Source organism: Chryseobacterium sp. JM1, assembly GCF_000737715.1.
Classification (GTDB): Bacteria; Bacteroidota; Bacteroidia; order Flavobacteriales; family Weeksellaceae; genus Chryseobacterium.
On record NZ_JPRN01000003.1, the window covers coordinates 645,430 to 662,940 of the forward strand.

The 17,511-nt window shown below is 38.4% G+C and carries 22 protein-coding genes; 11 read left to right on the top strand and 11 right to left on the bottom strand.

The window, feature by feature from the left end:
- Nucleotides 1–166: 166 nt before the first annotated feature.
- A complete protein-coding gene (locus tag IW22_RS08020) occupies nt 167–1,825 on the bottom strand; it encodes an FAD-binding dehydrogenase (protein WP_034725511.1) in 1,659 nt (552 codons plus the stop codon).
- Nucleotides 1,826–1,976: 151 nt separating this feature from the next.
- On the opposite strand from IW22_RS08020, the gene IW22_RS08025 reads away from it, so the two are divergent.
- The 4 genes from IW22_RS08025 to IW22_RS08040 all read left to right on the top strand — a co-directional run bounded on the left by IW22_RS08025 (nt 1,977) and on the right by IW22_RS08040 (nt 5,833).
- Nucleotides 1,977–2,411 (top strand): rhodanese-like domain-containing protein, encoded by a 435-nt coding sequence (locus IW22_RS08025; RefSeq protein WP_034725512.1) that lies wholly within the window; start codon nt 1,977–1,979, stop codon nt 2,409–2,411.
- 1 nt (nt 2,412) lies between these two features.
- Nucleotides 2,413–2,922, top strand: coding sequence for a TlpA family protein disulfide reductase (locus IW22_RS08030; protein ID WP_034725681.1), 510 nt, complete (start codon nt 2,413–2,415; stop codon nt 2,920–2,922).
- A gap of 401 nt (nt 2,923–3,323) precedes the next feature.
- Complete coding sequence (locus IW22_RS08035) at nt 3,324–4,799, top strand: PLP-dependent aminotransferase family protein (protein ID WP_034725514.1); 1,476 nt, start codon at nt 3,324–3,326, stop codon at nt 4,797–4,799.
- 494 nt (nt 4,800–5,293) lie between these two features.
- The gene (locus tag IW22_RS08040) at nt 5,294–5,833 is read left to right on the top strand and encodes a GNAT family N-acetyltransferase (RefSeq protein ID WP_034725682.1); all 540 of its coding nucleotides are present in this window, start codon (nt 5,294–5,296) and stop codon (nt 5,831–5,833) included.
- Between the two features lie 77 nt (nt 5,834–5,910).
- Here the strand turns inward: IW22_RS08040 and IW22_RS24170 are convergent, their stop codons facing one another.
- The 3 genes from IW22_RS24170 to IW22_RS08055 form a co-directional block, all read right to left on the bottom strand.
- A complete protein-coding gene (locus IW22_RS24170; RefSeq protein ID WP_034725515.1) occupies nt 5,911–6,078 on the bottom strand; it encodes a lmo0937 family membrane protein in 168 nt (55 codons plus the stop codon).
- Between the two features lie 220 nt (nt 6,079–6,298).
- Nucleotides 6,299–6,688 (bottom strand): DoxX family protein, encoded by a 390-nt coding sequence (locus tag IW22_RS08050; protein ID WP_034725516.1) that lies wholly within the window; start codon nt 6,686–6,688, stop codon nt 6,299–6,301.
- A 196-nt stretch (nt 6,689–6,884) separates the two neighbouring features.
- Complete coding sequence (locus IW22_RS08055; protein WP_034725517.1) at nt 6,885–7,862, bottom strand: polysaccharide deacetylase family protein; 978 nt, start codon at nt 7,860–7,862, stop codon at nt 6,885–6,887.
- Between the two features lie 89 nt (nt 7,863–7,951).
- Here IW22_RS08055 and IW22_RS08060 point away from each other — a divergent pair, with 89 nt between their 5' ends.
- Both IW22_RS08060 and IW22_RS08065 read left to right on the top strand, forming a co-directional pair.
- Nucleotides 7,952–8,803: an AraC family transcriptional regulator gene (locus tag IW22_RS08060; protein WP_034725518.1), complete on the top strand. Its 852-nt coding sequence runs from the start codon at nt 7,952–7,954 to the stop codon at nt 8,801–8,803.
- A 23-nt stretch (nt 8,804–8,826) separates the two neighbouring features.
- Entirely contained in the window at nt 8,827–9,306 is a 480-nt protein-coding gene (locus tag IW22_RS08065; protein WP_228384015.1) for an NUDIX hydrolase, read from the top strand.
- 4 nt (nt 9,307–9,310) lie between these two features.
- Here IW22_RS08065 and IW22_RS08070 read toward each other — a convergent pair whose 3' ends face one another.
- Entirely contained in the window at nt 9,311–9,838 is a 528-nt protein-coding gene (locus tag IW22_RS08070) for a hypothetical protein (protein ID WP_131401706.1), read from the bottom strand.
- A 162-nt stretch (nt 9,839–10,000) separates the two neighbouring features.
- Here IW22_RS08070 and IW22_RS08075 point away from each other — a divergent pair, with 162 nt between their 5' ends.
- Both IW22_RS08075 and IW22_RS08080 read left to right on the top strand, forming a co-directional pair.
- Nucleotides 10,001–10,339: a MerC domain-containing protein gene (locus IW22_RS08075; RefSeq protein WP_034725520.1), complete on the top strand. Its 339-nt coding sequence runs from the start codon at nt 10,001–10,003 to the stop codon at nt 10,337–10,339.
- A 246-nt stretch (nt 10,340–10,585) separates the two neighbouring features.
- On the top strand, nt 10,586–11,983 hold the full coding sequence (locus IW22_RS08080; RefSeq protein WP_034725684.1) for an alkaline phosphatase: 1,398 nt from the start codon (nt 10,586–10,588) through the stop codon (nt 11,981–11,983).
- Nucleotides 11,984–12,018: 35 nt separating this feature from the next.
- Here the strand turns inward: IW22_RS08080 and IW22_RS08085 are convergent, their stop codons facing one another.
- Entirely contained in the window at nt 12,019–12,630 is a 612-nt protein-coding gene (locus tag IW22_RS08085; RefSeq protein WP_034725521.1) for a DNA-3-methyladenine glycosylase, read from the bottom strand.
- A gap of 200 nt (nt 12,631–12,830) precedes the next feature.
- On the opposite strand from IW22_RS08085, the gene IW22_RS08090 reads away from it, so the two are divergent.
- On the top strand, nt 12,831–13,175 hold the full coding sequence (locus IW22_RS08090) for a hypothetical protein (protein WP_034725522.1): 345 nt from the start codon (nt 12,831–12,833) through the stop codon (nt 13,173–13,175).
- A gap of 31 nt (nt 13,176–13,206) precedes the next feature.
- The gene (locus IW22_RS08095; RefSeq protein ID WP_034725523.1) at nt 13,207–13,662 is read left to right on the top strand and encodes a hypothetical protein; all 456 of its coding nucleotides are present in this window, start codon (nt 13,207–13,209) and stop codon (nt 13,660–13,662) included.
- Between the two features lie 188 nt (nt 13,663–13,850).
- On the opposite strand, the gene IW22_RS08100 is transcribed toward IW22_RS08095, so the two are convergent.
- From IW22_RS08100 to IW22_RS08110, 3 genes are all read right to left on the bottom strand, one after another.
- Nucleotides 13,851–14,417, bottom strand: a complete 567-nt coding sequence (locus tag IW22_RS08100; RefSeq protein WP_034725524.1) for a ferritin-like domain-containing protein — start codon at nt 14,415–14,417, stop codon at nt 13,851–13,853.
- Between the two features lie 145 nt (nt 14,418–14,562).
- Nucleotides 14,563–14,796 (bottom strand): hypothetical protein, encoded by a 234-nt coding sequence (locus tag IW22_RS08105; protein WP_131401707.1) that lies wholly within the window; start codon nt 14,794–14,796, stop codon nt 14,563–14,565.
- Between the two features lie 10 nt (nt 14,797–14,806).
- Entirely contained in the window at nt 14,807–15,034 is a 228-nt protein-coding gene (locus IW22_RS08110) for a hypothetical protein (RefSeq protein WP_034725526.1), read from the bottom strand.
- A 173-nt stretch (nt 15,035–15,207) separates the two neighbouring features.
- Between IW22_RS08110 and xth the strand changes: the two genes are divergently transcribed.
- Nucleotides 15,208–15,981 carry an exodeoxyribonuclease III gene (gene xth, locus IW22_RS08115; protein WP_034725527.1) on the top strand — a complete coding sequence of 258 codons (774 nt, stop codon included), beginning with the start codon at nt 15,208–15,210 and terminating at the stop codon, nt 15,979–15,981.
- 21 nt (nt 15,982–16,002) lie between these two features.
- Here the strand turns inward: xth and IW22_RS08120 are convergent, their stop codons facing one another.
- On the bottom strand, nt 16,003–16,617 hold the full coding sequence (locus IW22_RS08120) for an alpha-ketoglutarate-dependent dioxygenase AlkB family protein (protein ID WP_034725528.1): 615 nt from the start codon (nt 16,615–16,617) through the stop codon (nt 16,003–16,005).
- A gap of 19 nt (nt 16,618–16,636) precedes the next feature.
- Nucleotides 16,637–17,422, bottom strand: a complete 786-nt coding sequence (locus IW22_RS08125; RefSeq protein ID WP_034725529.1) for an XRE family transcriptional regulator — start codon at nt 17,420–17,422, stop codon at nt 16,637–16,639.
- Between the last annotated feature and the right edge of the window lie 89 nt (nt 17,423–17,511).

A 17,511-nucleotide genomic window follows, 5' to 3' on the forward strand; every position in this document is an offset into this window, starting at 1 on the left:
TGGCTCTTGTTTCTTAAATCTATCATTCACTTGCAAAGCAAAATTCACCACTCACAAGATAAAGTAGTAATAATGTCAATAGTGAATAGTCAATTGTCAATTTTTGTAGATTCACGATTGACTTGCGGAGCAAAATTCACCATTGACATTTAACAATCCGATTTCTCTAAAGCCCGGCAATATATTTCCCGGCTGTCATTCCCGAGAAGATACATCCTCCCAGAAATGTTCCTTCCAGTGCTCGGTAGCCATGCATTCCGCCACCTCCGAAGCCTGTGGCTTCTCCTGCTGCATACAGACCTTCAATGATACTGTCGTCTTCTCTTAAAACCTGTCCGTTGAGATTGGTCTTAATTCCTCCCAGGGTTTTCCGGGTAAGAATATTAAGACGGACAGCGATCAGAGGACCGTTTTCACGGGCTAATATTTTATGCGGAGCGGCTACACGGCCTAATTTATCCCCTAAATAATTTCGTGTATTCCTGATGTAATTAACCTGCGTATCTTTTGAGTACTTGTTGTCCAGTTCACGGTCTCTGGCTTCAATCTGTTCTTTAATTTTATCATACTTTAAAAGATGCTCCCCGGACAGTTGGTTCATTCTTTCTACCAAATCTTTAAGGTCATTGGAAACAATAAAATCTTTTCCGTGTTCCTTAAAAGCCTCTACAGGTCCCGGTGCTTTTTTTCCAAAGATCCTTTTTAGAAACAAGCCATAATCTTTATTCGTAATATCCGGATTCTGTTCTGATCCGGAAAGGGCAAATTCTTTCTTAATGATCTTCTGCGTCAGAATAAACCAGGAATAGGAAAATCCTGTATCCTGTATATGTTTCAGTGTTCCCAACGTATCAAATCCGGGCAGGAAAGGAGCGGGGAGACGGTTTCCTTTAGCATCAAACCACAACGAAGACGGACCGGGTAATATTCTAATGCCATGTTTGGGCCATATCGGATTCCAGTTCTGTATGCCTTCTGTATAATGCCACATTCGGTCGGGATTGATAATGTGCGCTCCGGAATTTTCTGTAATCCCAATCATTTTACCATCCACATAAGCAGGAACACCACAAACCATATTTTCAGGGGCTCTTCCTAATCTTTCCGGCCAGTTTTTCCTTACGAGCTCATGATTGGCGCCTATTCCTCCGGATGCCACAATAACGTGAGGAGCATGGTATTCAAATGAAGCAATCACGTTTCTGTTGGTTGCAACGCCTCTTGCTTTGTTATCATTTTCAAGAATATCACCTTTAAGCCCTTTAATTTTACTGTTTTCTATAATCAATTCAGTCACTCTATGCCTGAATTTCATCTGTAGAAGACCTTTTTCTTTAGCCTCGTAAGCTTTGTCTACAAAAGGTTTTATAACGCCTGTTCCTGTCCCCCAACTGACATGAAAGCGGGGCACGGAATTCCCATGGCCGGTTGCTGAGCCGTCACCACGTTCTGCCCAACCTACCATAAACATCAGTTTGATTCCCAGTTTAGAAATATAATCGTACTTCTCATTAGCTGCAAATTTCAAATAAGATTCTGCCCATTTTCGAGGCCAGTAATCTTCTTCACGGTCAAAACCAGCTGTACCTTTCCAGTCCTGAAGGGCAAGTTCATAGGAATCTTTAATTCCCATTCTGCGCTGTTGGGGTGAATTGATCAGAAACAGTCCTCCAAATGACCAGAATGCCTGCCCACCAATGTTCTGTTCCGTTTCCTGATCCAGAAGAAGTACTTTTTTGCCAACATTGGTGATTTCCATAGCAGCTGTAAGTCCTGCTAATCCGGTTCCTACAATAATGACGTCAGGCTGGAAATTTTCTTCCATGGTATTGATTGGGTTTTGTTTGTACTTTGATGATATATCCTACAATAAATATATAAAATTTTTACGCTCAGATGGATTAAAACAGATCAAACTTCCCTATGCTTATCATAGAGCTGATGGCTAATTTCATATCTTTGTTAAAAACAGAAGAATGAAATATTTGTTTATCATGGCTTGTATGGTCTGTTCCATGTTCAGCCAGTTTTCCGCACAGCAGACACAGGATCCGTGGAATGAAAGTCAACTGATGGATCCGGCACTTTTAGCCGCAAGAATCACAGAAAACAAAGTAAAAGACATTGTGATCATTTCTGTAGGTCCAGAAGCTATTATCAAAGGCTCAGTAGATATTGGTCCGACACATGAGCCTGAAAATCTTGAAAAATTAAGAAATTACCTTAAAAATATCCCTAAAGGAAAAGAAGTCGTGATTTACTGCGGATGCTGTCCTTTTGTGAAATGCCCGAATATTCGTCCTGCATTTAAACTGCTGCAGGAAATGGGATTCAAAAATGCCAAACTTTTGAACCTTCCAAAAAACATCAAAGTGGATTGGCTGGATAAAGATTATCCTACAAATGATTAATATGAGAGCTTTTCTTACTTTATTTTCTGTGCTCATTCTTACAGGATATACCGCTGCACAGCAATCTAAAATCGAGGTTGGAGAACAGGCTCCTGAAATTACCTTATCAAAACGGGACGACAGCTCATTTTCTCTTTCATCATTAAAGGGAAAAGTGGTCCTGATCGATTTCTGGGCTACCTGGTGCGCTCCGTGTGTTGGTGAGCAGCCAGAACTTAAGACTTTATACAATACTTTCTCGGATCAGGTTAAAGGGCAGCAATTTGAAATACTGGGTGTTTCTTTAGATAAAAATAAAGAGAGCTGGCAAAAAGCGATTGACCGTTTTGGCATCAACTGGATTCAGGTGAGTGATCTGAAATTCTGGAAAAGCCCGGTGGCTAAAACCTATCATATTGAGGAACTTCCTTTTAATGTGATTATTGATGGAGAAGGGAAGATTATGGCTAAAAATCTTCATGGGAAGGAGTTGGAAGAGTTTATTGGAAAATATTTTAATCAGAAAAAATAAAAAGTATAATCAACTTGAATATAAAATTCCATAATTACTCTTTAATTGAATATGTTCTTTTGCCTTGAAGCAAAATGAACCAAAAGTTCAAGACTGGAAACTTTCGCTAAAAATGAAATCTATTCTCTAAAAACTCTAAAACTCGTGCGGCAACAATCTATGTTAAGAATCTATTTTTGTCCCGCACTCAGACATAAGAGTTTTTTTAACGTTCATAGAATTCATTTTCTTAACGCTACAGTTTCCTAGGTCGCCTTTATTAGTAATACCCTGATATCTTGTAAAATTTATATCATCACAGAGCGGTCGTTGTACCGCTCTTTTTTATTGAGAGATTTTTTATGGGTTCATGAAAATATTCAGGCAATATTGGTTTATATTTATGGTTCAATAGTTACAAAATGGATAGTCCAATATTTAAGCAGATTCTGAATGATTTTGAACTGAACCGCAGTTTAGAAAAGCCTGTTTATCTTCAGCTTGCCGATCATATTCTTTCTTTGATAAAGACAGGAAAAATTCAATCCGGGCAGAAGTTACCCAGTTCGAGACAGCTGGCTGATATTTTGAATATTAATAGAATTACCGTTTCTAAAGCTTATGAAGAATTACAGACTCAGGGCTGGCTGGAAAGCTTTGTAGGAAAGGGAACATTTATCTCCTCCTATCTTCCTGAATACAAACCTGAAACCCTTCAGGGCTCTCATCAGCTTATTTCCCAAAAACAGGCAGGGTTTAAGATTGATCAAAAGGATTATCTTGTGACTTTTTCTCCGGTCAAAGCAAAACTTCATCTGGACGATGGATTTCCCGATCCTACGCTTGCTCCGCTTCATGAATTATACCGGGCTTACAGAAATCAGCTGACCAGAAGCGGACTTTATGACAAATTCGGAAACTACAGCTATCCGGATGGTTCCGTATACTACAGAGAAGCCATTTCAAAATATCTGAATGAAACACGAGGACTAAAAACGACGTTAAACAATATTCTTTCTGTACGGGGTACATTAATGGGCCTAAACACCGTCTGCAGTGGATTAATAGAACCAGGAGACGTTATTGTTTCCGGCTATCCCGGATGGGGAAGGGCAGAAGCGAATTTTGCCCATGCCAAAGCGAAACACATCATGATTCCTGTGGACGAACATGGTCTTGTAGTAGATGAATTGAAAAAAATCTGCAAAAAACAACAAGTGAGAATGGTCTATGTAACCCCACATCATCATTTTCCGACTACGGTTCCACTCCGGATCGACAGAAGGCTTGAGCTGCTGAGACTGGCTAAAGAATATCAGTTCATCATATTTGAAGATGATTACGATTTTGATTTTCATTACAGTCATCGTCCATTGCTGCCATTAGCCAGTGCAGATGAAAACGGAATGGTGATTTACTGCGGTTCATTCAGTAAAACCCTTTCTCCTGCTTTCCGGATGGGTTATCTGGTCGCTTCTGAAAATGTAATTGAATATCTTTCTAAAATACGCCTTCTGCTGGACCGTCAGGGAGATCATATTCTGGATAATGCGATGGGAGAGATTCTGAATGACGGAACAATACAGCGATACCTACGAAAAACTTTAGTGGTCTACGAAGAAAGAAGAAATTTTTTCTGCCAGCAATTGAACGATGTGCTGAAAGATGTTGTTGAATTTACAGTACCCGCCGGAGGAATGTCTGTCTGGACAAAGTTTGACAGGTCCGTTGATCTTGAAAAATTAGCTAAAAAAGCTCTGGCAAAAGGATTGTATGTTTCGGACGGAAAAGCTCACCGGTATCCTCAGTTTGATGAAAATGCCTTAAGATTAGGATTTGCATCACCGTCTCTTGAGGAACTGGAAAAGAGTGTGGCTATTTTGAAGAAAGTACTATAAAATCAAATTGGATCTCAGTCTTAAAGTTTGGTAAGTGATATAAATACAATCAAACCTTATAGGTTTTAAAAACCTATAAGGTTTAGTTATCCAAAATATAAAAAGTTTTTTGTTACCACAAAACAGTGTTTGTATTGATTTACTCTCGCTGATTTAGCTGATGGAACAGATTCTCATTTCATACTTTTTAAATAGTAAGATCAGTGAAGAATGTAAGGTTAGTTAAGAAAAATTACATGATTTTTAAGCTGTATGTCTTCAAGCGAAGCTGAAACTTCATATTCTTAAAAGCTTAACAGAATGTTAATGGTTTAAAGTTTTTATCCATTCCCTTATCAATAGGATAATAGATTTCTTTGCGTAAAAAAAATATCTATTCACAGAGTTTTGTATTTGATCTTAAATTGGTCTATCTGTTTTATTCATAATGGACTGTTTGTGCTATCCATTTCAGGTTTAATTTTGTACAAGTTAAACCCCATAAAATTTATATGATGAATTTTAATATTCAACCCATTTTAGAAAATGAAAAAGTACGTCTTCTGCCATTAGAGAAAGATGATTTCGAAGTTCTGTATGCATTGGCTTCCGATCCCAAAATATGGGAACAGCATCCTCAGAAAAACCGCTGGAAAAAAGAAGAATTCGACAAGTTCTTTGAAGGGGCTATGGTAAGCAAAGGTGCTTTTAAAATAATAGATAATGAGACCGGTAAAATGATCGGAAGTACCCGTTTTTACGATTATAATGAAAAGGAAGACATTATATTCATCGGTTATACTTTTTTCACAAGAGAGTATTGGGGGACAGGAATTAATCCTTCGGTGAAATCGCTGATGATGAATTATATTTTACAATTTGTTTCCAAAGTAGGATTTCATGTAGGTGCCCATAATGTACGCTCTCAAATCGCGGTAGGCCGTATTGGTGGGGAGAAAACAGCAGAGCAGGAAATAGCCTATTTTGGAGAAAGTCCCCAGATCAATTTCATTTATGAAATTACCAAAAGCAAGTGGGAGTCTATGAATTTATAAAATGTAAAATTCCAGATGTTCCGGTGAAAAGCTATTTCCTGCTGTTTACTGTTATTTTTAAGGATTACAATAATAGATTAAAGTGGTTTTTTACCCGAAATAATATTGTAAAGAACTACAATAATGGCAATAACCAACAGAACGTGAACTAAATATCCGGTACTGATTCCCGGTACAATACCTAACATTCCAAGAAGCCAAACGACAATACAAATGACAGCGACTAACCATAATAAATTTCTCATGATTTTAAATTTTTAATGTTATTTGCTTGATTTAATACACATTCTGTGCCTTTATAGACTAAAATATTAAAATGTGGTACCTATAATATTTTATTTATTAAAATTAGACAGATGTTTTCCCTTTTTTAATAAATCATTAAAATATTAATGAACAGCATCTTACAGGTAACTAATTAAAAACTGAAAGGGGCAGAAGTGAATATCTGCCCCTTTTTTCAAATTATTTCTGTTGATCCAACGAATAGCAGTTTTCTTCCTGTCTGCTAATCAAAATATAGAAGAATAAAGCATAAATCATCTGTATCCCCATCGCTTCCCAGTTTTCAATGGTACTGCTTCCGAAAAGAAGAGCAATGATGAGTCCTGCTCCTGCAAAATTGATGATCCTGGTCTTAAAGCCGAGAATAAGCATTGCCCCGATCACAAATTCAAGGAAGGGAAGCGTTATGCTAAACAGGTGTACAAACGGCTGTGGAAGCCAACTTTTTTCAAAACTTTTTGTCATTCCATCTGCGAAAACAGAAAGTTTGGGGATTCTGGCCAGGCCGTGACCCAGAAGGTTTACTCCCATAGATACGCGGAGTAGAAAATAGGCTGTATTTTTATTCATAATGGTTAAAATTTATCGGGATGGAAGCTGGATGATGGGAGAGGGAAGTCTATGGAGGTGGGAAAATCTAATGATGATCTTCTTGTATTGATTTTGTAATTTTTTAGCGTTATATTCAAATGATCTCATCAAAAACCCATAAGCTCATCATCGTCTGCCAGTAACCTCCATCTTCCATCTTCGTGCTCCCAAACCTTTAGTTATTATATTTCTCTTCACTGTTGTCCACCGGAGTTTCCGGATCATTCACCACCATTTTTGCGATATCGTCTTTGCGCATAAAAACAACGCCCTGTTTTTCTTTGGTATATTTGATGAATTCTTCCATTGCATGCACCATTGCCGGCGTTCCACCAATCCTGTCGTGAAAACTGATGCTCATCATTCTTCTTTTTGAACTGCCTTCTTCATAAAGACGGTCAAATTCAAATTTCAACTGGTTCAGAAACTGATCCGGACTCCAGTGTTTTCCTTCTATATTGACTATATCATTATTTCGGAGCGTGTAAGGCATTACCACAAAGTTTTTTCCGCTTACTTTAGTGATAAAAGGCTCATCACGGCTCAGATCGTCGATGTGATAAAGAAAGCCAAGTTCCTGCAGTACTTTTAAAGTATTAGGACTTCTTCTCAGCCAGTTGCAGTTATATCCAACCGCTTTCTGTCCCGTAATTTTTTCAACCACATCCACACCATCTTTAACGAAACGCAGTTCATCAGCATAATTTTTATTCCACTGGTTGTCCCAGGCAATTCCGTGACCTGCGATCTCATGTCCTCCGACAGCAATAGCTTTTGCCACATCAGGATATTTTTCGGCAGCAGTTCCTACAACGTGGGAAGTGACTTTGATATCATATTTTTTCCAGAGATCCAGCATGCGGTAAATTCCTTCATTGGCTCCGTAGCGGTACCAGCTTTCTGCCGGCAGATCGGGCTGCCCTTTGGGAAGAGGAGTTCCACTGAACGGACTTTCTGCCCCTTCCGGCTGTCCACCCGTTTCAAACTGCATAGAAACTGAAATGACCAGCTGTGCGCCATTTGGCCAGTGTTTTTTAGCATTAGTTTCAGATTTAACAGATGGTTCTGCCTGATTTTTTTTATTTTGATCAAAGCAGGACATCAGGAATACTGCGGAAGCGATCAGTAAAGCAGATTGTTTTAAATATTTCATTTTGAATGGTTTTGTTCTGCAAAATTGTTCAATAAATGAGTGATTTCTATTGTAATAATTTATGCTAAATTTGTAAAAATCCATGTTTTATGAAGCGTATTCTTAATTTCAGTTCCTTCAACGTATTCAGTATTGAGAAAGAGGTTTGGGACATTGAATACCATAACCATAATTTCTACGAACTGATCGTGATTGAAAGCGGAAAAGGGACACACCATCTGAACGGCGTTACATTTGCCTATAAAAAAGGGGATGTTTTTCTGCTTCGGCCCAGTGATGCCCACGAATTTTCTATAAAAAGTAAAACCAGATTCATTTATATCAAATTTACAGAACAGCATATCTGGGAAAGTCTGCAGACCGATAAAAAAAGAGAATTGGGTAAGGTTGTTCAAATGCTCATGGAGGACCGTTCTTTCGTCTATGAATCAGCGATAAAAAATAAGGCAGACAGGGAGCATCTTCTGCAGCTTGCCCGAATACTTCTGCATGAATTCACGGATAAAAACCTCTACAATAAAGAAACGTGTGCAGATCTCTTTTCAGCGATGATGACCATTCTCATCAGAAATACGATGAACAGTGGCGGTTTGGAACAGATAAAACAGGGTTTGAATCAGACGGATAGAATTCTGTATTATATCAATGTGAATGCAATGAATCAGGAGAAAATGAAACTGGAACATCTGGCAAAAGAATTTATGCTTTCCCCCAATTATATCAGTATCTACATCAAAAAGCAGACTGGATTTTCCGTACAGCAACATGTCATGCAGCATAAAATAAAAGCGGCTGAAAAGCTTTTGAAACAGAGTAATTACAACATCAACGAAATTGCAGATCAGCTTGGATTCAATGATGCCAGTCATTTTAATAAAATTTTTAAAAGCTATAAAAAAAGATCTCCTTCATCATTCCGGAAAAATGAAAAACCGGTCTGACCATTGATAAGTCTTTTAAAATAATGTATCTTAACGTAATGAAAACAAGTGCCGGTATTTTGCTTTTTAAAAGAGATCAGACTCATTTGTATTACTTTCTGGTGCATCCCGGAGGTCCTTTTTGGAAACATAAGGATGAAGGCGCGTGGTCTATCCCCAAAGGCGAAATCTCGCCCGATGAAGATCCACTCGAACGTGCACTTATTGAATTTAAAGAAGAAACGGGTCAATCTGTGGAAGGGGAGTTCACTCCATTACAGCCTGTTAAGCAGAAAGGAGGAAAAACGGTGTATGCCTGGGCTTTGGAAAAAGATATTGAAACCTCCGGGCTTTGCAGCAATACCGTAGAAATAGAATGGCCTCCAAGGTCATCTACAATGATCGAAATCCCGGAAGTAGATCAGTGGGAATGGTTCATGTCGGAAGAGGCGCAAAAGAAGATTAATCTTGCACAGGCAGCATTTATTACAGAACTGGAAAAAATATTGAAGGAAAGGGAATAGGTCTTTATTTTTTGATTCCGATAGTCTTTAAAGCCTTAGCCGTCAAAAATATAGCATCGAAAACAGTAAGTGATTCTACATCATAAAATGCAGGCGACATCAGATCACTTTTATTGAAAGACAGTTCAATGCTCTGGTCATAAGAAGCTTCGATCCTTACCACAGAATAGCCATTATAGGCTACAATAAATCCATCGAACAAACAGTTTTGTTCTGCTTTCTGGTATTGGATATTCTCTTCAAATCCATTTATTTCACTTCTTTTCCCGTCATTATGAGCAAGAGATTTCCAGGCGGAATAATTTTTCGGTTCTTTCAGTGCGTTTCCCTGTGCATCTACAGGAACAAACATTCCAAGAGTTAGGGGTTTTCTCAGAAATTGGGCATAGTTTTTCATCAGGCTCAAGGTCTGAAGATCGGCGTATCCTTCGTTGGAGTAATACTCGATAACAAAATCCGTCATCGGAATCAGCTTATGGGAAGCTTCGGTGGGCATATTGAGTGTTTTCTTTTGTGAAAATAAAATTAACATTTTTATTGGGTTCAAACAAGACTAAAGGTCAGATTAAAGCAGTGTTTCAACCGAATAGGGCTAATTTGTTTTGATTATTAATTGCAACAAAGTTGCATTATTTGGTTTTTATCTCTACTTTTGCCATAGAATTACAATAAGAAATTTAAATCCCTTTATTTTATGAAATCGAAAATTCTTGATGCAGTTGGAATTTCTGCGGCAGTTCTGTGTCTTATTCATTGTATTGCTTTCCCTTTGTTAATGATCATTCCTTTGGGAATATCACACAATCCTTATATCGATCTGGCTTTCCTTGTGATTGGCGCTGTAGTGGTTTACAGAGTGACAAAACACATGACCAGCCGGTGGCTGAAACTATTGTTCTGGGCTTCCATTGTTCTGATTTCTGTTTCCGTTTTGGCGGATTTTATTTTTGAAGTTCATATTCCTTTGATTTATGCAGGGGCAGCAGGACTGATTGCAGGACATATTATCAATTTTAAAAACCATAAACACTGATGGTAATGTTATGAAGTTTGAAGCTGGAAGAGGGAAGTTTTAGAAACGTAAAAAATTCATGTTAAGGTTCAAAACCCTGATAGGGTTCTAATTGACGGAAACTATTCAAAATTATCAACCAAAAGTAACTTCCATCCTCCTTCTTCCAGCTTCCAGCCTCTTAATTTAAAATTCACAATTAATTAATGCAACAATATGTCAATAAATAAAATTACTCCCTAACTTACTCTACGAAATTGTATGATCATGGACAGACGTAAATTTTTAAAAGGTTCAGCATTACTGTCAGGCCTTCTTACTATAAACCCGGTTGATTTCTTTGCCAATAATTTGAAAGATATTCCGGATCCTAAGAAAAAAGCAAAGAATATTATTTTTATGGTGAGTGACGGGATGAGTTCCGGAACTTTAGCTATGGCCAACTTGTATTCTCAGAATATCTTGGGTAAAAACGGCAACTGGATGAATCTGTACCTGGATAATAAAGTTTCACGGGCCCTGATGGATACAGCTTCAGCCAGTTCTATCGTTACGGATTCGGCAGCGGCAAGTTCTTCCTTTGGAGGTGGATTCCGGGTAAAAAATGGTGTATTGAATGTAGGAGCTAATGGTGAAAAATATGTTCCTATCTGGCAAAAATTCAAAAAAGCAGGGAAGAAGACAGGCTGTGTAACTACGGTAACTATTACCCATGCAACCCCGGCAGGGTTTTGTGTAAATTCCGACAGCAGAAATGCAGAAAGTGAAATTGCGGAAATGTATGCTGAGATAGGTTTTGACGTCATGATGGGCGGTGGTGATGAATTTTTTAATCCCTTAAAAAGAGAAGATAAAAAAGATGTGTATGCTCTGTACAAACAGAAAGGATATCAGGTTCTTAAAAATAAAACCGATCTGAAAAGTACAGAAAAAGGGAAGAAAATCTTAGGGATTTTCAATTCCGGAGCTTTACCCTATTCCATCGACAGAACCCATATTTCGGAGCTTCAGAGTACGCCCACTCTGGCTGAAATGGCGCAGACAGCCATCGATCAGATGAAAGATCATAAGGAAGGTTTCGTCTTACAGATCGAGGGTGGAAAAGTTGACTGGGCAGCCCATGCCAATGATATCGCTGCTTTGATCCATGATCAGCTTGCTTTTGACGAAGCGGTAAAAACAGCTATAGATTTTGCAGAGAAAGATGGAAATACCCTGGTCATCATTACTACAGACCATGGCAATGCGAATCCGGGAACCATTTACGGAGCTGATGCAACGAAGAATTTTAACAGCATTTCGAATTATAAATACACTAATGAATATATTCTGAATGCGATTCATCCGGATTTTAATCTTCAGAAAATGAAGGACTGGATCTACGAAACCAATACCATAAGTCTTGCTGATGATGATGCCAAACATTTGCTAAGTTTCTATTCAGGACTCGAGAAGCAGGAAGCCGGAATTTACAATTATAAGAAATTGCCATTCAAAGCGTATTCCGATATTCAGAAGAAGCATAACTCTGTCGGTTGGATCAGTATGGATCATTCGGGAGATTATGTTGAAGTGGCAGTGTATGGTCCGGGAAGAGAGCTTCTGCCGGCTTTTATCAAAAATACAGATTTACATTATCTGATGTTGAAAGCAGCGCAGATCTAGACATATTTATTTATTCAATTCAATTACTCTTGAAGTTAAGATCTGGGTTTGCTGACATATTTATTTCCTTTGACATAAAATCGCCATGGCAGCAATGCATCTTCCTGAGCATAGGCAACTCCGATGCGTGGTCCTTCGATAATGTCTTCAGAAGTATATCTGATCCCGTGATCTTCAACCCAAATTTCGTTTTCAGTCAGATCTTTTTTGTTAAAAGAACGGTCAATACCCAAAGCCTTAGCCGCGGAACCGGGACCGGAGGAGATAGCAGCCTTCTCTGCGGGCATATTTCTTCTAAGCTCCATGATTTCCTGACCAACTAATGGTTCTACAGCACGTACCAGAACAGCATGAGGCTCACCATCCACTGAAGTTACTACATTAAATAAATGATGGATTCCGTAGCATAAATAAACATAGGAAACACCGCCCTGACTGTATAATGTTTCAGTGCGCTCCGTCCGGCGGCCTCCATAGGCATGGGAAGCTTTATCAACTACCCCGAAATAGGCTTCGGTTTCAACAATAATACCTGCCGTAATATCGCCGTTTATTTCTGTGAAAAGTACTTTTCCCAAAAGATCTTTGGCCAGAAAAAGAACATCCTGATTCAGGTAATAGGAAAGGGGCAGCTTTGAATTCATCATTTTAAAATTAAACAAAAATAAACATCTTATAGGTGCTGTCAAAGTGTTTAATGGTTCTAATATATCTCAAACGTCCTTACCGGCTTTTATTCCGAATTCAGTTTAAAATATATATTCCTTATGGATGAAAATTAATTAAAAAATTCATTAATTTCAAATCTGAATGATGTACTTTAGATACCTTATTGATATTTAAAATTATGGGCAATTATCATTTTTCAGACACCCCGGAACCGGACAACAGTCCGTTTGGAGACAGGCTTGCCAATCTTGTTGCAGATCAATTACAGACAGGGGCAGTTCTGGCCTACGGTCACAGGGATTATTGTGGAATGGGCCTGAAAGTAAATGAAGATCAGAAGTTTATATACGGAGAAGTATATGACGGTGATTTTGATCCTCCACGGATTTTTGAAACACGGGATTTATTTGTCGCCTGGCTTTCCGCTCAGCCTAATGCCTCAATGTCACGATTGAATGATGATGTGTTTTTTCAGGGAAATCAAGTGATTACCAAAAAACGCCTGCTCGATTTTATCAGCTGATTAAAATAATACAACAATCTAAACTTCTGTCATGGGAACATCCACTATTTCAACAAGAATAAGCGATATAAAAAGATTGAACAATAAGATTTCTTTTTTAAAAACAATCTCTGTTGTATTATTAACCATTCCATTTATAATTTCCTGTACGCCGGATGTTACAAAAAAGGCTGAACAAAAAACAGAGCCTCTTTGCTGGAAAGATATCAGAATCGGCGAACTTCCCCCGCAAGGAGCCTATGATGGCATCGACAGTCTGGTGAAAAAATGGGACTTATGTTATGAACGGATTGAGACTGGATGTGAAGTCACCGACAGTATTACCCGGTTACAGAGACAATACGATCGTTCCAATGCGATGTATTTTAAAAGCCTGGAGAAAAAAATGGGTGAAAACTGGAAACAGCAGTTTGATCATGAAGTTCAGATTGCAGACAGCATTAACTGGATTAAAATTAACAGGGAAATAGACCGTTTAAACCGGTAATATTGGAGTTTTAGCTAAAATTAAATGCTTGAGGATGGAAGAAGAAAGATATTATTAGTTAGTCATTCATTTCACTATCATAAATTTGAATTGACAGCTAAACCAATTAATTACATAAAAAGATTAAAATTATTCTTTCCGACCTTGATAACTTCCCTCTTCAAGCCCCAAGCTTCCTTTCTTCTTTATTATTTCGCTTTAGTATTAATAGCGGTATCTGCTATTTTACTTAACAACTGGTCACATTTCTTTTCTTCAGTCAATGTAGCCAGCAGATTTTTTAGACAGTCTTTTTCGTTAAGAACTTTAGCATAAGCAGCTAATGATCCGTAGGTTGCAATTTCATAATGCTCCACCTTTTGAGCAGCAGCAATGATACCTGCATCCCTTACCGCTCCCGGTTCAGTTTCTTCCATAATGCCTTTTCCTTCATCCAATAGTCCCTGCATGGCATCGCATTTTTTAGCCTGAGCCTTTTTTCCTAAGGCAGTAAAACATTCTTCCAGTCTTTTTACATGAACCTTAGTTTCATTATAATGTTTTTCAATAGCTGTTTTCAGTTTTTTGTCCGTGGCATTTTTATGCATTTTAGGAAGAGCCTTTACGAGAGCTTTTTCTGCCCAGTAAATATCTTTCAATGAATCCTCAAACAAATCTTTCAACTGTTTGGCAGCATCTTTTTTAGCCGGAGTTTTACCTGTTTTTTTCGCCACAGTTTTCGGCGTTGTCTTTTTTGCTGTTGTTTTGGTTGCCATAATAATTATAATTTAGTGATTAATACTTAGTGTGTACAATTATAAGACCAGCTTATTGTTCCGGGTATTCATGTGGTATCCTGGAAATAATGATCTTAGAAAAGAAAAGCGAAAACCGCATTTTCATTTACGACATAAATATCGGTTAGTGACTTTCCTCTTCCTTATTGAAGCTGACAACCTCGTACTCATCATTTGAGCAGTATTTTTTGCAGCTGCTGTCATTAAAATCATCAGGCTTTTTAGAAAAGTCTTCAATATACTTTGAACTTTCTTCTGTATCGGCAGGGACGATAATGATGTGATAGCTTTTCAGTACAGATTCATCTGCTTTTTTCAAAGCTTCTTTTTTATGGGCTAAGGCTTCGCTGTATTTCATAAGTTGAATTTTAATTTTCAAAAATAAGTCTGCCGTCAAATGGTTCGCTCCATTTTATAAAGATCCGGTCATTCAGTCTGGTAATATTGGCCTGTACGGTTTCAAATTCTCCATTTTCTTTTTTCCTTTCAATGGTTAAATTCGATCCCTCACCAATTTCGTCTTTACCGTATTCCAGCTGATATTGATTTTCATTATTCAATACGAATTCTGCTTTTGTGAAATTTTTACTTAACATGGGACAATGGTTTTATTTTTATGCTTATGAATAAATTATGCCAATGCCAATGTGATGTTTCATTAAGTAAAAAATAAAGTTCTTATTTAAAAATACCTTACTGAACCTCAGTAGGATGGAATAATTATTGCCATCTGAAAATAAGTTACACCGTTATTTAATCACCTTAGAATATGAAAATAGCAACCTATAACGTCAATGGAATCAATGCCCGGCTGCCCGTACTTTTGCGGTGGCTGGAAGAGGCCCAACCGGATATCGTTTGTCTTCAGGAATTAAAGGCACCCCAGGAGCGTTTTCCTCTTCAGGAAATCAATGCTGTAGGATACCAGGCTCTATGGAAGGGACAGAAAAGCTGGAATGGAGTAGCCATCCTGACCAAAGACCTCGAAATTACTGAAGTTCAGGATACGCTGCCCGGAGATCCTGAAGATCTGCAAAGCCGTTATATTGAGGTCATTATTGATCAAATGGTGATATGCTGCCTGTATCTTCCCAATGGAAATCCTTATCCGGGTCCCAAATTCGACTATAAACTAGATTGGATCAAGCGTTTAAAAAAGCGAACGAATGAACTGATCAAAATGGAACTTCCCGCCATACTCATCGGTGATTTCAATATTATACCGGAAGCTGTAGATGTGTACAAACCGGAACGCTGGGAAAATGATGCTTTATACAGAACAGAAGTAAGAAAAGCTTACAGAGAGCTGAAAAATAAAGGCTGGCTGGATTCTATCCGTACGCTGTATCCCGATGAAACAATTTATACTTTCTGGGACTACCTGTACAAAGCTTACGAACGGAATGCAGGGATAAGACTAGATCATATTCTGCTGAGTCCTTATCTGCATTCAGGTTTGAAGTCGGGTGGTGTGGACAGTCATGTCCGAGGATGGACGAAAAGCAGTGATCATGCACCAGTCTGGATTCAATTGGAAAAATAAAGTGATTTCATAATAATTTAATCACGACACTTCATGAACGAGCCTGAATGTAAGATTGATTCTTGGCTTCATAGGCTGGGTCGACTTTGCAATGCGGTGTTCCCAATTTTGCTGAAGATCTCCTTTCATAATCAGCAGAGAGCCGTGCTGAAGCGGTAAGCTGTACTTATTCCGGTGATCATCTGCTTTCCGGAAATCAAAATTTCGGACCTGTCCCAAGCTTACGGAAGCAATGACGGGACGTTTCCCCAGTTCACTGTCCTTATCACGATGCCAGGCAACCGAATCATTTCCGTCACGGTATAAATTCAGCAATACGGAATTGAACTTATGTCCTGATGTTTTTTCTATCTTCCGTTTTAAAGAAAGGAGCTCAGGCAGCCAGGGGTTAACGGTGAAATCATTACCACTCATTTTGTAGGTTCTGTTTTCCTCTCCGTACCAAGCTGTCAGTCGGGGTGTAAGAACCGTTTTATCATACATTTTCTGTGTTCTCTGCTTCCAGGGAGCACTGCGGATCAGAAGCTCCTCAAGCTGAGAAGCCTCATCGTCCGGCAAAAAATGGTCTGTATATTCCAGCAGCTCTTCCGGAAACCTGAAGAATTCTTCTGAATCAAATAAACTTAACTGATCCATGGTGCGCTGTGCATTAGAGTTATGAAGACTTTCGACGTCCTGAAACTTTACGGTCCAGATCTTTGATATCCTGTTTCAGTTCGCGGAACATCTCTTTAAAATTATAACTTTCATAATCCCCCGGTTCAAAGTCTTCCGGGAAAATTCCTGAAGCATACTGCCAGATTTCTACAATCTCATTAAACGGAATATCATAGGGCTCATAGAATGAATTATCTGCACTTACACAAACGGAATTTCCTTTTGTTTCTTTAAAACGTTTGTAGGTAATTCCATCATTTAACGTAATAAATACATAGGTTTTCCCAGGTTTCAGCTCACTGATTCCTTCTACATATTTTCCTACGATATACGAACCGTTTCTGAATGGCGGCATAGAGTCTCCATCTGCCGGAAAAGCCCTATATTTGCCGTTCGTAAGGAAGGGAAGAGCAATTCTCTGCAGACTTTCGATATAGCCGATGTCGCTGTACCCTTCAAGGTATCCCATGGATGCTTTTTGTGGAATGATTTCAATGGTATCATTGCCAAGATCATCTACCGCTACAGGCAGAACAATTCTGTTGTCCGGAAGTTTCAGCATTTCTTCCATCGGGTATTTGTGGATGTCTACAGATACCAGCAGATCGATGCTGACGTGAAAATATTTGGACATTTTGACAAGCAGCTCAATAGGCGGTTCAGATATTCCATTTTCATATTTGGAATAACGGACACGGGAAATCTCCAGTTCAGTGGCTACAGCCTGTTGGGAAAGGCTTCTTTGGCCTCTCAAAAAACGAATATTATTTGAAAAAATTGACATTGATACAAAATATATCAACAAAAGTACAAATTTTGATTCAAAATAAGCATTCATTCTGAATAAATAAGTCACACCAATCCACGATTAAT

Coding starts and splice junctions, on each gene's coding strand:
- IW22_RS08020 (WP_034725511.1), bottom strand. CDS start 1,825: ATGGAAGAAAATTTCCAGCCTGACGTCATTATTGTAGGAACCGGATTA.
- IW22_RS08025 (WP_034725512.1), top strand. CDS start 1,977: ATGAAATATTTGTTTATCATGGCTTGTATGGTCTGTTCCATGTTCAGC.
- IW22_RS08030 (WP_034725681.1), top strand. CDS start 2,413: ATGAGAGCTTTTCTTACTTTATTTTCTGTGCTCATTCTTACAGGATAT.
- IW22_RS08035 (WP_034725514.1), top strand. CDS start 3,324: ATGGATAGTCCAATATTTAAGCAGATTCTGAATGATTTTGAACTGAAC.
- IW22_RS08040 (WP_034725682.1), top strand. CDS start 5,294: ATGAATTTTAATATTCAACCCATTTTAGAAAATGAAAAAGTACGTCTT.
- IW22_RS24170 (WP_034725515.1), bottom strand. CDS start 6,078: ATGAGAAATTTATTATGGTTAGTCGCTGTCATTTGTATTGTCGTTTGG.
- IW22_RS08050 (WP_034725516.1), bottom strand. CDS start 6,688: ATGAATAAAAATACAGCCTATTTTCTACTCCGCGTATCTATGGGAGTA.
- IW22_RS08055 (WP_034725517.1), bottom strand. CDS start 7,862: ATGAAATATTTAAAACAATCTGCTTTACTGATCGCTTCCGCAGTATTC.
- IW22_RS08060 (WP_034725518.1), top strand. CDS start 7,952: ATGAAGCGTATTCTTAATTTCAGTTCCTTCAACGTATTCAGTATTGAG.
- IW22_RS08065 (WP_228384015.1), top strand. CDS start 8,827: ATGTATCTTAACGTAATGAAAACAAGTGCCGGTATTTTGCTTTTTAAA.
- IW22_RS08070 (WP_131401706.1), bottom strand. CDS start 9,838: ATGTTAATTTTATTTTCACAAAAGAAAACACTCAATATGCCCACCGAA.
- IW22_RS08075 (WP_034725520.1), top strand. CDS start 10,001: ATGAAATCGAAAATTCTTGATGCAGTTGGAATTTCTGCGGCAGTTCTG.
- IW22_RS08080 (WP_034725684.1), top strand. CDS start 10,586: ATGGACAGACGTAAATTTTTAAAAGGTTCAGCATTACTGTCAGGCCTT.
- IW22_RS08085 (WP_034725521.1), bottom strand. CDS start 12,630: ATGATGAATTCAAAGCTGCCCCTTTCCTATTACCTGAATCAGGATGTT.
- IW22_RS08090 (WP_034725522.1), top strand. CDS start 12,831: ATGGGCAATTATCATTTTTCAGACACCCCGGAACCGGACAACAGTCCG.
- IW22_RS08095 (WP_034725523.1), top strand. CDS start 13,207: ATGGGAACATCCACTATTTCAACAAGAATAAGCGATATAAAAAGATTG.
- IW22_RS08100 (WP_034725524.1), bottom strand. CDS start 14,417: ATGGCAACCAAAACAACAGCAAAAAAGACAACGCCGAAAACTGTGGCG.
- IW22_RS08105 (WP_131401707.1), bottom strand. CDS start 14,796: ATGAAATACAGCGAAGCCTTAGCCCATAAAAAAGAAGCTTTGAAAAAA.
- IW22_RS08110 (WP_034725526.1), bottom strand. CDS start 15,034: ATGTTAAGTAAAAATTTCACAAAAGCAGAATTCGTATTGAATAATGAA.
- xth (WP_034725527.1), top strand. CDS start 15,208: ATGAAAATAGCAACCTATAACGTCAATGGAATCAATGCCCGGCTGCCC.
- IW22_RS08120 (WP_034725528.1), bottom strand. CDS start 16,617: ATGGATCAGTTAAGTTTATTTGATTCAGAAGAATTCTTCAGGTTTCCG.
- IW22_RS08125 (WP_034725529.1), bottom strand. CDS start 17,422: ATGTCAATTTTTTCAAATAATATTCGTTTTTTGAGAGGCCAAAGAAGC.